Here is a 13751-nt window from a genome sequence, read left to right as displayed (position 1 = left end):
GAGCTCAGCCGCCGGCGAAGGGCGGCAGCACATCCACGGTCGTGCCGGCGCTCAACGGCACCGCGTCGTCGTCCACACGCCGGCCTGCGGCCAGCAGGGAGCACCGTGGGAGCACCCGGCCGAGCGCGGGGCCGTGGGCGTCGAGCATCGCAGCGCGCAGGTCCCCGACGGTTGGGGCGGCCAGCCACTCCTGCTCGGTGCCGGCAGCCTCGGCGGCGGCGGCGAAGTACCGCACGGTGATCACGGCTCCTCCCCCGTCCCGCCGGCGGTCGCCGCACCGGTCGCCGCGCCGGTCCCGGTGCCGTCCGTCCGCGCGTCCGCCCACGAGGCTGCCGCCGTGGACAGGTCCTGCGCGATGGTCCGCAGCCGGGTCGCGTCGCCGTCGGCGGCCGCGAGGGCATAGCCCAGCAGGAACGTGGTCAGCGGCCCGGCCGGACGGGCCACCTGGTGCGCGACGTCGCGGGTGAGGTCCAGCAGCGCGTCGACGTCGATCGCCTCGCGCGGCACGCCGAGCCGCACGGCGACGTGCTCCACCCACGCGTGCAGGTCTTCGGGGGTCGGGGTGGTCATGACTGCCTCCGCATCGTCGTCGGGTCGCCGGCCGTGTCGTGCAGCCGGCGGTCGAGCTCGTGCACGGCCTGCCAGGTGTCGGCGTCCGCGCCGTACCCGGCCGGGTCGGCGACGTCCACCATGGTCAGGCCCGCGGTGAGCCGTCGCACGGCTGCGCCGTGCACGCCGCCGTGCGCGGCGACCCGCCGCAGCGCCGCCCGCAGCGGCTCCCGGCGGTGCACGGCGACCAGCGGCTGCGGCCGCCCGCTCCCGTCGACCAGCCACGCGCCGTCGGCGTCCGGGGCGGCCGCCAGCGCGGCGAGCAGCGGACGCACCACCCGGGCGGCGCCGGGCACGTCGCAGGCGAGCACCAGCACCGGCACGGCCGGGCGGTCCTCGGTGGACACGGCGTCCAGCGTCATCAGGCCGGCCGCGAGGCCGGCGACCGGGCCACCGAAGGGTGGGTCCTCGCGCACCACCCGCACGCTAGGACCGACCAGCCGGGCGAGGACCGACGGCCCCACGACCACGGTGTGGCGAGCGGCGGCGGTCGCGTCGAGCGCCCAAGCGAGGAGCGGTCGGCCGGCGACGAGCACCTCGGCCTTGCTCACGCCGCCGAGCCGGCGGGCCTCCCCGCCGGCGAGCACGAGGGCGTCGTGAGCGGGGGTCCAGGCGCCGGACATCATGGCGCGTCCGGCGGGCGGTGCCAGGTGCCGGACCGGCCGCCCGCCTTGGCCTCCAGCCGCACGCGTTCGATGCTCGTGGTCCGGTCGGTGCCCTTGACCATGTCGACCACCGCGAGCGCCGCGACGCTCACCGCGGTGAGCGCCTCCATCTCGACGCCGGTGCGGTCGGCGGTGCGCACGGTCGCGCGCACCGCGACGCCGTCGTCGTGCACCTCGAGGTCGACGACCGCGCCGTGCACGCCGATGACGTGCGCCAGGGGCAGCAGCTCGGCGGTGCGCTTGGCCGCGGCGATGCCGGCCACCCGGGCCACAGCGAGCACGTCGCCCTTGGCCGCGGTCCCCGTACGCAGCATCTCGACCACGGCCGACGAGCAGCGCACGAACCCCGCAGCGGTCGCCTCGCGGACCGTAGGCTGCTTGGCGGTCACATCCACCATGCGGGCGTGCCCCGCGGCGTCCAGGTGCGTCAGGGGCTGGGTCGAGGGCTCGGCCGGTGTCCGGTCCGGTCGGCGGTCGGTCATCCAGAGATCCTCAAGATCGGCAGGACGTCGCCGGCCGCGACCTCCTGGGTGTCGGCGGGCACGACGGCGAGCGCGTCCGCGCGGGCCAGGCTCGCCACGAGGTGAGACCCGCCCTTGCCGGCCGCTGCGGGCCGCGCCGTCAGCGCTCCGTCGGCCTCCTCGAGGGCGACCGGCAGGTACTGCCGGCGGCCGGCGGGCGAGCGCCACCCGGCACCGGCCACCGCCCGCTCGGCGGGGCCGGGGTGCACCGGCAGGCCCCGCAGCCGGTTCAGCACCGGCCGGACGAAGACCTCGAAGGAGACGAACGCGCTGACCGGGTTGCCCGGCAGGCACAGAGCGGGGGTGCCGTGCGGCAGCAGCCCGAGGCCCTGGGGCTTGCCGGGCTGCATCGCGACCTCAAGGAAGTCCACCCCGGTACCGGCGAGCACCTCCTTGACCACGTCGTACGCCCCCGCGCTCACCCCGCCGGAGGAGACCACCAGGTCCACGGAGCCGTCCTGCGCCGCCAGGAGGTCGCGCAGCGCCGCAGGGTCGTCGGCGACCGCGGCACGGTGGACGACGTCGCCGCCGGCCGCCTCCACCGCCGCCGTGAGCAGCACGGAGTTGGAGTCGGGGATCTGGCCGCGGACGAGCGGCGCGCCGGGCTCGACGAGTTCCGACCCGGTGGACAGCACGGCGACGCGCGGGCGTGGGCGCACGGCCAGGTGCGCGGCGCCGACCGCCGCGGCGGCGGCGACGTGCCGGGCGCCGAGCAGGGTGCCGGAGGCCAGCACGCATGCGCCCGCCGCGACGTCCTCCCCTGCCCGGCGGATGTGCGCACCCGGGGCCGGCGCGCGCCGCACCGCCACGGAATCGGTGCCGGCATCGGTGTGCTCCACCGGCACGACGGCATCGGCGCCGGGCGGCACGGGCGCCCCGGTCATGATCCGCACGGCCGTGCCGGTCGCGGTCGTCGGGACGGCACTGGACCCCGCGGGCAGATCGGCGACGACCCGGAGGACGACCGGCCGGTCCTCCGTCGCGCCGGCGACGTCCTGGCGGCGCACCGCGTAGCCGTCCATGGCGGAGGCGTCCCAGCGCGGCAGCGCCTCGGGCGCGAGCACGTCCTCGGCAAGCACATGCCCCGCGGCCCGTGTGACGGGGACCGTCTCCGCGGGCAGGGGCGCGACGAGGCCCAGCGCCGCCTCGCGGTGCTCCTCCACCGTGCGCATCGGGCTCCCTCCCTCGGCCGGGCGCCGCCGGTGGCGCCCGGCCAGCACGGTACCCGGTGGGGCGCCTCGGGGCCCGGGGAGGCGGCCGGTCAGTAGCGGGGCAGCTGCGGGGCCACGTCGTCGACCCACGCCAGCACGCCCCCGGCCAGGTGGGCGACGTCGGTGTAGCCCTCGTCGAGCAGTGCGCGGGCTGCGCGCTCGGAGCGCACGCCGCTGCGGCAGTGCAGCACCACCCGTCGGCCTCGGGGCAGCCCGTGCTCCCCGGTCAGCAGCCGCTCCAGCGGCACGGGCACCGCGCCGGGGATCGCGACGATCTCCCGCTCGGCCGGCTGCCGCACGTCCACGAGCAGCACGCCGTCGTGGGCGCCGCCGGACCCAGCCTCGGCGGTCGCGAGCAGCGCGGCGAGCTCGCGCGCAGTCACGGTGGGCACGGGGGATGCAGCATCCACGGTGGCCGCGGCGGCGGGTCGCGCCCCGGCCACCGCGCTGCCGTCGGGGACGGGGCCACCTCCGGCGAGCGGCACCTCACGCCAGCGGGCGTCCAGGGCGTCCAGGACCAGCACCCGGCCGAGCAGAGGGGTACCCACCCCGGTGATCAGCTTGATCGCCTCGGTCGCCATGACCGACCCGACCTGGCCGCACAGCGCGCCGAGCACCCCGGCCTCGGCGCAGGACGGCACGCTGTCCGGCGGCGGCGGGGCCGGGAACAGGTCGCGCAGCTGGACCGCAGGCACGCCCGCGGGCGGGCGCCCCCAGAACACGGTCACCTGGGCGTCGAACCGCAGGACCGAACCCCAGACCTCCGGCAGCCCGAGGCGCACGCACGCGTCGTTGATCAGGTAGCGGGTCGGGAAGTTGTCGGTCCCGTCGATCACCAGGTCGTAGTCGGCCAGCAGGCCGGCCGTCTCGGGCGTGAGCCGGGTTCGGTGCGGGACCACCGCGACATCCGGGTCGAGCGCGCGCACGGCGTCGGCGGCGCTGTCGACCTTGGGGCGGCCCACGTCCGCCAGCCGGTGCACCACCTGCCGCTGCAGGTTGGACAGCTCGACTCCGTCCGCGTCCACGATGCCGAGGCGGCCCACGCCGGCCGCCGCCAGGTAGAGGAGCACCGGTGCGCCGAGGCCTCCGGCCCCCACGACGCAGACCCGGGCGTTGCGCAGCCGCCGCTGCCCGTCCGCGCCGAGCTGGGGGAGCAGGAGGTGGCGCGACCAGCGCTCCAGGTCCTCCCCGCCCAGCGCGGGTCCCGGCGCGACGAGCGGCGGCACGCGTGGCGGCGCGGGCGTCGTGCCGTCCCGCGGCTGTGCGTGGGCCGCCATCCGTCCTCCTCGTACGTCCCGGCTGGGCCGAACGTAGCACCGCGCCGCCCTGCCGGTGCAGGTGCTGGACGGACCGCCCTTCGACTCGCCCCACGCGCGCGAGCGCTCGGAGGCCGTGGTCGGATGACCAACTCTTGGAGCCACCGCGCAGGTGAGCACCCGCCCCCGGGTGGGCCGAGCGCAGGCGCCCCGGCCGGGAAGGAGCCCAGATGGACCCGTCGGGCGACGGACCGGATCAGCGGGACGCCGTGCGCGACCTCCTGAACGCGCCGGCGGGCAGACCCGCGCTGGTCGTCCTCGACGTCAACGAGACGCTCTCCGACATGTCGCCGCTGGGCGGGCGTCTCGAGGAGATCGGCGCGCCACCGCACCTGGCGCGGCTCTGGTTCGCCGAGCTCTTGCGCGACGGCTTCGCCCTGACCGCCGCCGGGGCCAACGAGCCGTTCACGCGGATCGGCGCCGAGGCCCTGCGGGCGCTCCTGCAGGGCGTCACCCTGGACCGCGGCGTCGAGGCGGCCGTGGAGCACGTCATGACAGGATTCTCGGCGCTGGACATGCATCCCGACGTCGCCGACGGCATCCGGGCCTTCGCCGCGTCGGGCGTGCGCCTGGTGACGCTCAGCAACGGGTCGGCCTCGGCGGCCGAGGCCCTGGCCGACCGGGCCGGGATTCTGCACCACTTCGAGGCGATGCTCTCGGTGGAGGAGGCCGGCGCGTGGAAGCCGGCCGCGGCGGCCTACGCGTACGCACTGGCCCGGTGCGATGTCGCCCCGGCCGAGGCGATGCTCGTGGCGGTCCACCCGTGGGACATCAACGGCGCCGCGCGGGCAGGGCTGGCCACGGCCTGGGTCAACCGGGCGGGCAGCCACTACCCGCGGCACTTCACCGCCCCACAGGTCGTCGTCGGCTCGCTGACCGAGCTGGCCCATCTCCTCGCGTGACCGGACCCCGGCTCGAGGGCGACCGGCGCCGCGCACATCAAGCCCAGATGCGGGTCGGCGTCCCCGGTCCGAGGCTCATGGAGACCCTGCGCGGGCCGTCCCGGCGCCGTGCCGCCATTCCATGATCGAGGGAGCAGCCGCATGCGTGCCGTCATCTACCGCGGACCGAACCAGGTCGAGGTCACCGAGGTGCCGGACCCCAAGGTCCAGGACCCCACCGACGCGATCGTCCGGATCACCACCACCAACATCTGCGGCTCGGACCTGCACATGTACGAGGGACGCACGAACGTCGAAGAGGGCAAGGTCCTCGGCCACGAGAACATGGGCGTCGTCGAGGAGGTGGGCTCGGCGGTCAGCCGGGTGAAGGTCGGCGACCGGGTGAGCGTCCCGTTCAACATCGCTTGCGGCACCTGCCGCAACTGCCTGCACGGCTGGACGTCGTACTGCACCCGCACCAACCCCACCGAGGGCATGGACGGCGCCGCGTACGGCTACGCCAGCATGGGCCCCTACGACGGCGGCCAGGCCGAGTACCTGCGCGTGCCGTTCGCCGACGTCAACCTGCTCGAGCTGCCGGAGGGCACCGAGCACGAGAACGACTTCACCATGCTCAGCGACATCTTCCCCACCGGCTGGCACGGCGCCGCGATGGCGGGCGTCTCCCCCGGCGACGACGTCGCCGTCTTCGGCGCCGGGCCCGTCGGCCTCATGGCCGCGCACAGCGCCCTGCTCATGGGCGCCGCGCGCGTGTTCGTGGCCGACAAGGAGCCCGACCGGCTGCGGCTGGCGGAGTCGATCGGAGCCACCGGGATCGACATCTCGGCCGGCAGCCCGGTCGAGCAGATCCTGGAGCACACCCAGGGCCGCGGCACCGACTGCGGCGTCGAGGCCGTGGGCTACCAGGCCCACGACCCGTCCGGTCAGGAGCACCCGGAGCTCGTCCTCGACAACCTCGTGGAGACCGTCCGCAGCACCGGCGGCATCGGCGTCGTCGGGGTGTACATGCCTCAGGACCCGGGCGCGGTGACCGAGCAGGCGCAGCAGGGCCGGATCCCCTTCCAGTTCGGCACCCTGTTCTCCAAGGGCCAGCACCTGGGCACCGGACAGGCCCCGGTGATGCGGTACAACCGCCAGCTGCGCGACCTGATCATCGCCGGGCGCGCGCGGCCGTCGTTCATCGTGTCGCACGAGCTGCCGCTCGACCAGGCCGCCGACGGCTACCAGCGGTTCGACGCGCGCGAGGACGGCTGGACCAAGGTCCTGCTGCGCCCCGCCGAGCTCGGGGCGGCGGCGTGACCGGCGCCGACGCCACCACGGGCTCGGCCGCCGGCGGCCCGCCGGCGGCCGAGCCGGTCGGCGAGCTCGAGCTCGTCCACGCCTTCGACGGGCCGATGCCCACCGGCGTGACCGTCTCGCGGTCGGGCCGGGTCTTCGTCAACTACCCGAAGTGGGGCGACGAGGTGCCCGCCACGGTCACCGAGCTGCGTGACGGGCAGGCGGTCCCGTACCCGAGCGAGGAGTGGAACTCCCCCGACGGCGACGACGACCGCGACGCGTTCGTGTCCGTGCAGAGCGTCGTGGTCGACCCGGCCGACCGGCTGTGGGTGCTCGACACCGGAAGCCCGATGTTCCGGCCCACGTCGCCCGGCGGCCCGAAGCTCGTGTGCGTGGACCTGGCCCGCGACGAGGTCGTCCAGGTCATCACCTTCGACCCGGCCGTCGCGCTGCCGAGCACCTACCTCAACGACGTCCGGTTCGACCTGCGCCGCGGCGAGGCGGGGACGGCGTTCATCACCGACTCCGCCGACTCCGGCCCCAACGGGCTGATCGTCGTGGACCTGGCCACCGGCGAGGCGTGGCGGCGGCTGCACGACCACCCCTCGACCAAGGCGCTGGGCTGGGACGAGCTGCGGCCGGTGGTCGAGGGCCGCCCGTTCGTGCAGGCCCCGGAGCCCGACGGCGACGCGCAGCCGGTCGCGATGGGCTCCGACGGCATCGCGATCTCGGCCGACGGTGACCGGCTGTACTACTGCCCGCTCGCCTCCCGGCGCCTGTGGAGCGTGTCGGTCGACGCCCTCGTCGACCGCGACCTCGACGACGACGTCGTGGCGGCGACCGTCGCCGACGAGGGCGACAAGGGCTCCGCGTCGGACGGGCTCGAGACCGACGACGCCGGACGCCTGTACCTCACCGCCTACGAGCAGGACGCGGTGCTGCGCCGGCTGCCTGACGGCACGCTGGAGACGGTGGCCCACGACCCGCGCCTGCTGTGGCCGGACACGATGTCGGTCGCCCACGGCTGGCTGTACGTCACCGCCAACCAGCTGCACCGCCAGCCCACCTACCAGCGCGGCGAGGACCTCCGGCGCAAGCCTTACGCCCTGTTCCGCGTGCGGATCGACGCCGGCCCGGTCCGCCTCGGCGGCTGACCGGCCGCTCGACGGGAACGACGCCGGACGAAAGGAGCACGACCATGGCGGCTCACGCCGGGGAGAAAGCGCAGAAGACCGGGGACTTCTACTGCGCGCACTGCGACGAGAAGGTGCACGTCACCGCGGGCGACACGATCCCCAAGTGTCCCAACGGCCACTCCGAGTTCGAGACCCGACGCAACGAACCGGGCAACAGGTGACAGGCCCCAGCGCGCGGCCGGCTCGCCGAGCGCTTCGAAAGGAGCAGCGCCGATGAACTCACGGCTCCACCTCGCACCGTGCTCAGAGTCTTTCTGGGCCGTGGGGCCCGCCGCATGAACGACCGCCTTGCCGACCGGCCCGACGACCGCCTCAGCACTTCGTCGCCCACGCGGCGATCACGCTCGGCACCGCCGCGTCGTGCAGCATCACGATGCGGATCAGCGACGAGGTGCGACGCTCCGCCAGCACAGACCACATCTCCGCCGGCTGCGACAAGGTGGAGATCCACTCCGGCTCCGGTCCGTGCTTCGATGCCATGAGTCACGGCCACGTAGTCATGGGCGCCGACGGGCGCACCGCAGCGCGGTGGACCCACTGGGTTGACGCCGGCGAACGCGGCGACCGCGCTGGCGATTCTCAAGAGCGACGCTGGGAACCACTACGTCAGCCCCTCCGACGTAGCTGCGGCCATCCTCGAGAACCCGTCACGCCTCGGGAGTGGTCTGTCGGGCCGTCCATGACCGGCGGTGTCCGTCCCCCACCACGCCTGAGTGATGCGAAGCGACCACAGGGTGCGGGTCGTGACCGGCTCGGGAGCATCGACGCGCGGGTGAGCGCAGCCCGGCCTAGCGTCGAGGACGGTCCGAGACCCCACCTCAGGAGGCGCTCCGCATGCCGGAGATCACCGCGCACCACGGCCTGTTCAGCAGCACCGACCTGCACGTCGACGACACTGGGGGCCCTGGCCGCCCCGTCGTGCTGATCCACGGCTGGCCGCTGTCGGGCGAGGCCTTCGCGCACAACGTGCCCGCGCTGGAGGCGGCAGGCTACCGCGTCGTCACCTACGACCGGCGCGGGTTCGGGCGCAGCGACAAGCCGCACCGCGGCTACACCTACGAGCGGCTCGCCGAGGATCTCGAGGCCCTGCTCACCGAGCTCGACCTGCGCGACGTCACGCTGGTCGGGTTCTCGATGGGCGGCGGCGAGGTCGCCCGCTACGTCACCAACCACGGCACCGGCCGGCTCCGGTCGGTCGTCTTCGCGTCGTCGGTGACGCCGTTCATGGCGCACCAGCCCGACAACCCCGACGGGCCACTGCCCGAGTCGCAGGCCGCCGAGATGACGGCGAAGCTCACGGCGGACCAGGAGTCGTTCTACGACGACTTCACCCGCCAGTTCTTCTCCGTCGACGGCGTCCTCCAGGTCAGCGAGGACGAGCGCCAGAAGGCGCTCGCGCTGTGCCTGCAGTCGAACAAGGACGCCGCCCTGGCGTGCCTGGCCCTGTTCGGCCACACCGACTTCCGCGACGACCTCGCCCGGATCGCGGAGCTGGGCCTGCCGACGCTCGTGCTGCACGGCGACGGCGACGCGACCGTCCCGTACGAGGGCTCGGGCAAGCGGACCCACGCGGCGCTGCCGACCAGCCGGCTGCACGTGGTGGCCGGCGCCCCGCACGGCGTCAACGTCAGCCACGCCGACGAGTGGAACCGGGCGCTGATCGACTTCCTCGCCGACTGACGAGGAAGGGACCATCGGCGGGACGTCGAGGCGACGCAGGAAGCCGGTCCCGCCGAAGTCTTGCTTCGGCGCCGACCCGTCCGGTACTCCGCCCGAACCTCCGGGCATGGTCGGCTCTGCTCACGGTTGAGGCCGCACCGTCATCACGATCAGCCCGGACAGCACGACGGCGATCGCCGACGCCCGCAGGAGCGCCCTCGCCGGCGCGTGCCCGGTCCCCTGACCCGCCTGCCGTTCGCTGATGCGTAGCACGACACGACCGGGACGAACGCGGCCGCCACCAGCCCTTCAGGTGTACCGGCGTCCGTGTCTCGGTGCGACGCTAGGTCGGCACGGCTACGTGGGCGCGCTTGGCACGCTGTTCGCCGCGCCAACGGCTCCGGCCTCGACGCCATTTGCTGCAAGCCAGTGACGTGCAGGCACCCGGACCCGCCGCACTGCGCCGATCAGCCGAGGGCGACGCGAGCGAGCTCGGCGCGGGAGGTGATGCCGAGCTTGGCGAAGACGTTGCGCAGGTGGAAGTCGACGGTGCGTGGGCTGACGAAGAGCCTCGCCGCCGCGTCGCGGGTGCTCAGCCCCTCGGCGACCAGCTGTGCCACCTGCAGCTCGGTGGGTGTCAGGGACGGGGCCTCGGCGGTGGCTTCGTCGCGTCGTCGGCTGCGCTCCCCCGACGCCCGCAGCTCCTGTCGGGCGCGCTCCGCCCAGCGCTCGGCCCCGACGTCCTCGAAGGTCTGCAGCGCGGCCCGGAGGTGCCCCCGGGCGTCGACGCGCCGCCGTTCGCGGCGGAGCCACTCGCCGTACGCGAGCCGGGTGCGCGCCGCATCGACGCGCCGCGGCGAGCCCTCGTGCAGCGCCACCGCGCGCGCGAGTCCGGCACCCACCTCCGCTCCCTCGGCGAGGATCGCGCGCCCGTGCGCGGCCACGGCGGCGGCCCAGGCGGAGCCTGTCCCCTCGGCGAAGCGTGCGATGTCGAGGGTCCACCGTTCTGCCAGGTCGCGACGTCCGGCGCGGACCGCCGTCTCGATGCGGTCGAGCGCGACCATCCGTTCGGCGAAGCCGTGCCGCATCTGCTCGTAGTGGTGCAGCGCGACGCTCGGCGAGTCCGCACCGACCGCGCGGGTCCACAGCAGCTGGTCACGGACCGACGCCGCGGTCGTCCCCATCGGTTCGGCGGCCACCACCGCCTCCAGCGCGCTGAGCCGCGCGGCCGCATCGGTCTCGTCGCGCAGGGCGCCGAGCAACGCCAGCCAGGCCAGCGGCATCGCCGTGAGCCCGCGGCGACCGGTGGCCTCGGCGAGGCTCAGCGCCTCGCGGGCGTCCTGGGCCAGCTCGTCCCACCGGCCGAGCTCGAGCCCGACGGCACCCCGGCGCGTGAGCGCGTAGAGCACCATGATCAGCGCCCCGGCCTCGCGCGCCTCGGCCAGCAGCCGGTCGTGCAGGCGCTGCGCGACGTCGTCCGCCGCGACGTGCATGGCGGCCAGGCCGAGCATCGCCAGGAGTCCGTCGCGATCCAGGACCGTGTCCGCGGCGTCCGCCTCGGCGGCGCGCACCGCGGCCACGGCGGGGCCCCACTCGAGGCGGGAGAGGTGGACGAACGCCCGCAGGACCTGCGCGACGCAGCGGTCGTGCGGGGTGGTGGGAGCGCCGACGAACGCCAGCGGGTCGGGCCCGGCCGCGAGGTGGGTGGTGGCGGCCAGCGAGGCCGCGAACATGGCGAGCTCGCGGGCGCGCGACGGGTCGTGGGGCGCGACCGACGCGGCCTCGGACAGCAGGCGCCGATGGGCGACGGGCACGGAGCCGGTGTTCCACTCCACCCGGGCGCGCAGCAGCGCGGCGTCGGCCCGCAGTGCGGGATCGGTCAGCCCGAGCAGCGCGGCGTCCGCGAGGGTTCCTGCGCGCTCGGGTCGCCCGCCCGTCCACGCCGCGGATGCGGCGTGCAGCAGGCGCCGGCTGCGGCTGTCGGGAGCGGCGGTGAGCTCGGCGGCGCGTTCCCACGCCGCGGAGGCGGCCTCGTGCCCGCCCACCTCGGCGAAGCGGCGGGCCGAGGCCTCCAGCTCGGCGACCACCGACTCGTCCGGCCGGTCCGCCGCCGCCGCCCGGTGCCACGCACGCCGGTCCGCGTCCTGCGGGGCGCGCAGGGCGTCGGCCAGCGCCCGGTGGACGGCGCGCCGCTCGGGCGTGGTGGCGCCGGCGTAGACCGCGGAGCGCACCAACGGGTGGCGCATCTCGACGCGCCCACCTGCGCGGGCGACCAGGCCTGACCGCTCGGCCGCCGCAAGGGCCGCCTCGTCCGCGCCCAAGGTTCGCGCGGCGTCCTCAACGGTGCGCAGGTCGCCGGAGTCGTCGGCCGCGGCGACGAGCAGGACGGTGCGGGCGCCGGCGCTCAGCGCCCGGTAGCGCTCGAGGAAGGCCGCCTCGACGCCCCCGGTGAGCGGCAGGTCGGTGGGCAGGGGCGCGGCTCCGCGAAGCACGTCGCGCGGCAGCGCGTCGGCGAGCTCGGCCACTGCCAGGGCGTTGCCGCCGGTGCGGGAGTGCAGCCGCTGCACGACGACGTCGGGGACCGTGCCGCCCGCCGCCTCTGCGAGCAGGGTGCGCACCGCCTCGGGGTCGAGGCCGGTGACGCGCAGCGTCGGCAGGTCGGCGTCGTCGAGGTCCGCGTCGTCGCGCGCGCCCAGCAGCATGCCCAGCCGCTCGCCGTCGACCCGGCGGGCGACGAACAGCAGCGCGTCGCGGGAGGCGTCGTCGAGCCAGTGGACGTCGTCGACGACCACGAGCGTGGCGGTGGTGGCCGAAGCTTCCGACAGCAGCGACAGCACGGCGAGGTAGACGACGAAGCGGTCGACCGGTCCTTCGTCGGCCTCGTCCGAGACCCCGAGGGCGGCGCCGAGCGCGGCCGCCTGGCGGCGCGGCAGCGCGCCGAGGTCCCGCAGCAGCGGGCGCAGGAGGCGGTGCAGCGCCGCGTACGCCAGCGGCGATTCTGACTCCACGCCGCGCACCCGCAGCACCCGCAGGTCACCCGCGGACGCCGCGGCGTCCGCCAGCAGGACCGACTTGCCCGCGCCGGGCTCCCCGCGCAGCACCAGGGCGGCCCCGTCGCCGCGGCGCGCGGCCTCGAGCACCGCACCGATCGCGGCGCGCTCCGCCGCCCGGCCCACCATCACGGCGCGGAGTCTAGACGGCGCCTCATCCGCCGGCCGAGACGTCGATCCCGGTGATTTCACCGGCGCGGCCCCGGCGGCCCGGGGACGAGTCTCGAAGCACCACACCACCTCGGACACCCAGGGAGCACGCCGTGATGTCGTCCACGCCGCGGGTCTTCGTCGGCACCGCCACCGTGCGGGTCGCCGACGCCCCCTGCGGCCACTGCCTCGACGCCGTGCAGGCGTCGGTCCGCCGGGTGCCGGGCGTGCGCTCGGTGGCCGTCGACCACGCCGCCGGGATCGTCACCGTCCTGGCCGACGACCCGGTCGACCTCACCGACGTCGACGCCGCGGTCGCCCGCACCGGCCACACCCCCGCTCCCGTCCGCTGACCGTGAAGGCAGGACCCGCCATGCTCGACACCTCCCCCACCAACGCTCCTCGCACGCCCCATGGCGCCGGCGCCACCAGCGGCACGGTAGCCGCACCGGCCGCGATCGCCCGCGGCGTGGTCAAGGTCTACGGCCGCGGCGCCACCGCCGTGCGCGCCCTGGACGGCGCCGACCTGGCCGTTCCCGCCGGCCGGCTCACCGCCGTCATGGGCCCGTCCGGGTCGGGCAAGTCGACCCTGCTGCACGCCCTGGCCGGGCTCGACCGCGTCGACGCCGGCTCGGTCACGCTCGGTGGGACCGAGCTCACGCGCCTGTCCGAGAGGGAGCGCACGCTGCTGCGCCGCGACCGCCTCGGCTTCGTCTTTCAGGCCTTCAACCTCGTGCCGTCGCTGACCGCCGCGGAGAACATCACCCTGCCGCTGCGGCTCGCCGGGCGCACGGCCGACCCGGCGTGGCTGGCCGAGCTGGTCGCGACCCTCGGCCTCGGTGACCGGCTGACGCACCGGCCCGGCGAGCTGTCCGGTGGCCAGCAGCAGCGCGTCGCGGTGGCCCGCGCGCTGGTCACGCGCCCGGAGATCGTGTTCGCCGACGAACCGACGGGCAACCTCGACTCGCGCCACGGGCAGCGGCTGCTGGCCTTCCTGCAGCGGGCCGTGCGCGACCTGGGCCAGACGGTCGTCATGGTCACCCACGACCCGACCGCCGCGTCCTTCGCCGACCGCGTCGTCGTCCTCGCCGACGGCCGCGTCGTCGGCGACCTGCCCGACCCCACCGTCCCGACCGTCCTGGCCCGGATGTCCGGGCTCGAGCAGCCCGCGACGCGGGCGGAGAGCTGATCCCG

The 13751-nt window shown here is 75.7% G+C and carries 15 protein-coding genes; 7 read left to right on the top strand and 8 right to left on the bottom strand.

Annotation, left to right across the window (positions count from 1 at the left end; genetic code table 11):
• Positions 1–4: 4 nt before the first annotated feature.
• From U5M74_RS00410 to U5M74_RS00385, 6 genes are all read right to left on the bottom strand, one after another.
• Positions 5–244, bottom strand: a complete 240-nt coding sequence (locus U5M74_RS00410) for a MoaD/ThiS family protein (RefSeq protein ID WP_410905093.1) — start codon at positions 242–244, stop codon at positions 5–7.
• A complete protein-coding gene (locus U5M74_RS00405) occupies positions 241–570 on the bottom strand; it encodes a DUF6457 domain-containing protein (protein ID WP_410905091.1) in 330 nt (109 codons plus the stop codon). Before U5M74_RS00405 ends, U5M74_RS00410 begins: the two co-directional genes overlap by 4 nt.
• On the bottom strand, positions 567–1232 hold the full coding sequence (locus U5M74_RS00400) for a molybdenum cofactor guanylyltransferase (RefSeq protein WP_410905089.1): 666 nt from the start codon (positions 1230–1232) through the stop codon (positions 567–569). Before U5M74_RS00400 ends, U5M74_RS00405 begins: the two co-directional genes overlap by 4 nt.
• Positions 1232–1756: a cyclic pyranopterin monophosphate synthase MoaC gene (gene moaC, locus U5M74_RS00395; RefSeq protein WP_410905087.1), complete on the bottom strand. Its 525-nt coding sequence runs from the start codon at positions 1754–1756 to the stop codon at positions 1232–1234. The genes U5M74_RS00400 and moaC overlap by 1 nt, the downstream gene beginning before the upstream one ends.
• Positions 1753–2967, bottom strand: coding sequence for a gephyrin-like molybdotransferase Glp (gene glp / locus U5M74_RS00390; protein ID WP_410905085.1), 1215 nt, complete (start codon positions 2965–2967; stop codon positions 1753–1755). Before glp ends, moaC begins: the two co-directional genes overlap by 4 nt.
• A gap of 89 nt (positions 2968–3056) precedes the next feature.
• Complete coding sequence (locus U5M74_RS00385) at positions 3057–4283, bottom strand: ThiF family adenylyltransferase (RefSeq protein ID WP_410905083.1); 1227 nt, start codon at positions 4281–4283, stop codon at positions 3057–3059.
• Positions 4284–4531: 248 nt separating this feature from the next.
• Between U5M74_RS00385 and U5M74_RS00380 the strand changes: the two genes are divergently transcribed.
• The 4 genes from U5M74_RS00380 to U5M74_RS00365 all read left to right on the top strand — a co-directional run bounded on the left by U5M74_RS00380 (position 4532) and on the right by U5M74_RS00365 (position 7859).
• Positions 4532–5224 (top strand): haloacid dehalogenase type II, encoded by a 693-nt coding sequence (locus U5M74_RS00380; protein ID WP_410905081.1) that lies wholly within the window; start codon positions 4532–4534, stop codon positions 5222–5224.
• 141 nt (positions 5225–5365) lie between these two features.
• On the top strand, positions 5366–6523 hold the full coding sequence (locus U5M74_RS00375) for a glutathione-independent formaldehyde dehydrogenase (protein ID WP_410905079.1): 1158 nt from the start codon (positions 5366–5368) through the stop codon (positions 6521–6523).
• Entirely contained in the window at positions 6520–7656 is a 1137-nt protein-coding gene (locus tag U5M74_RS00370) for an L-dopachrome tautomerase-related protein (RefSeq protein WP_410905077.1), read from the top strand. The genes U5M74_RS00375 and U5M74_RS00370 overlap by 4 nt, the downstream gene beginning before the upstream one ends.
• 44 nt (positions 7657–7700) lie before the next feature.
• Complete coding sequence (locus U5M74_RS00365; RefSeq protein ID WP_410905075.1) at positions 7701–7859, top strand: zinc ribbon-containing protein; 159 nt, start codon at positions 7701–7703, stop codon at positions 7857–7859.
• 151 nt (positions 7860–8010) lie between these two features.
• On the opposite strand, the gene U5M74_RS00360 is transcribed toward U5M74_RS00365, so the two are convergent.
• Entirely contained in the window at positions 8011–8178 is a 168-nt protein-coding gene (locus tag U5M74_RS00360) for a hypothetical protein (RefSeq protein ID WP_410905074.1), read from the bottom strand.
• A gap of 354 nt (positions 8179–8532) precedes the next feature.
• Between U5M74_RS00360 and U5M74_RS00355 the strand changes: the two genes are divergently transcribed.
• Complete coding sequence (locus U5M74_RS00355) at positions 8533–9378, top strand: alpha/beta fold hydrolase (RefSeq protein WP_410905072.1); 846 nt, start codon at positions 8533–8535, stop codon at positions 9376–9378.
• Positions 9379–9824: 446 nt separating this feature from the next.
• Here U5M74_RS00355 and U5M74_RS00350 read toward each other — a convergent pair whose 3' ends face one another.
• Entirely contained in the window at positions 9825–12536 is a 2712-nt protein-coding gene (locus tag U5M74_RS00350; protein ID WP_410905759.1) for an AAA family ATPase, read from the bottom strand.
• Between the two features lie 137 nt (positions 12537–12673).
• Here U5M74_RS00350 and U5M74_RS00345 point away from each other — a divergent pair, with 137 nt between their 5' ends.
• Positions 12674–12910 (top strand): heavy-metal-associated domain-containing protein, encoded by a 237-nt coding sequence (locus U5M74_RS00345; RefSeq protein ID WP_410905070.1) that lies wholly within the window; start codon positions 12674–12676, stop codon positions 12908–12910.
• Between the two features lie 20 nt (positions 12911–12930).
• On the top strand, positions 12931–13746 hold the full coding sequence (locus tag U5M74_RS00340) for an ABC transporter ATP-binding protein (protein WP_410905068.1): 816 nt from the start codon (positions 12931–12933) through the stop codon (positions 13744–13746).
• Positions 13747–13751 lie beyond the last annotated feature (5 nt).

It is taken from the genome of Puerhibacterium sp. TATVAM-FAB25 (genome assembly GCF_046535855.1).
Lineage (GTDB): Bacteria > Actinomycetota > Actinomycetes > Actinomycetales > Cellulomonadaceae > Puerhibacterium > Puerhibacterium variabilis_A.
The sequence above is the reverse complement of the archived record's forward strand: the minus strand, read 5'-3'. Positions and strand labels throughout refer to the sequence as shown.

Bases quoted from the DNA above. Each gene is read 5' to 3' on its own strand.
- U5M74_RS00405 (WP_410905091.1), bottom strand. From the start codon at position 570: ATGACCACCCCGACCCCCGAAGACCTGCACGCGTGGGTGGAGCACGTC.
- U5M74_RS00400 (WP_410905089.1), bottom strand. From the start codon at position 1,232: ATGTCCGGCGCCTGGACCCCCGCTCACGACGCCCTCGTGCTCGCCGGC.
- moaC (WP_410905087.1), bottom strand. From the start codon at position 1,756: ATGACCGACCGCCGACCGGACCGGACACCGGCCGAGCCCTCGACCCAG.
- glp (WP_410905085.1), bottom strand. From the start codon at position 2,967: ATGCGCACGGTGGAGGAGCACCGCGAGGCGGCGCTGGGCCTCGTCGCG.
- U5M74_RS00385 (WP_410905083.1), bottom strand. From the start codon at position 4,283: ATGGCGGCCCACGCACAGCCGCGGGACGGCACGACGCCCGCGCCGCCA.
- U5M74_RS00375 (WP_410905079.1), top strand. From the start codon at position 5,366: ATGCGTGCCGTCATCTACCGCGGACCGAACCAGGTCGAGGTCACCGAG.
- U5M74_RS00365 (WP_410905075.1), top strand. From the start codon at position 7,701: ATGGCGGCTCACGCCGGGGAGAAAGCGCAGAAGACCGGGGACTTCTAC.
- U5M74_RS00360 (WP_410905074.1), bottom strand. From the start codon at position 8,178: ATGGCATCGAAGCACGGACCGGAGCCGGAGTGGATCTCCACCTTGTCG.
- U5M74_RS00355 (WP_410905072.1), top strand. From the start codon at position 8,533: ATGCCGGAGATCACCGCGCACCACGGCCTGTTCAGCAGCACCGACCTG.
- U5M74_RS00350 (WP_410905759.1), bottom strand. From the start codon at position 12,536: ATGGTGGGCCGGGCGGCGGAGCGCGCCGCGATCGGTGCGGTGCTCGAG.
- U5M74_RS00345 (WP_410905070.1), top strand. From the start codon at position 12,674: ATGTCGTCCACGCCGCGGGTCTTCGTCGGCACCGCCACCGTGCGGGTC.
- U5M74_RS00340 (WP_410905068.1), top strand. From the start codon at position 12,931: ATGCTCGACACCTCCCCCACCAACGCTCCTCGCACGCCCCATGGCGCC.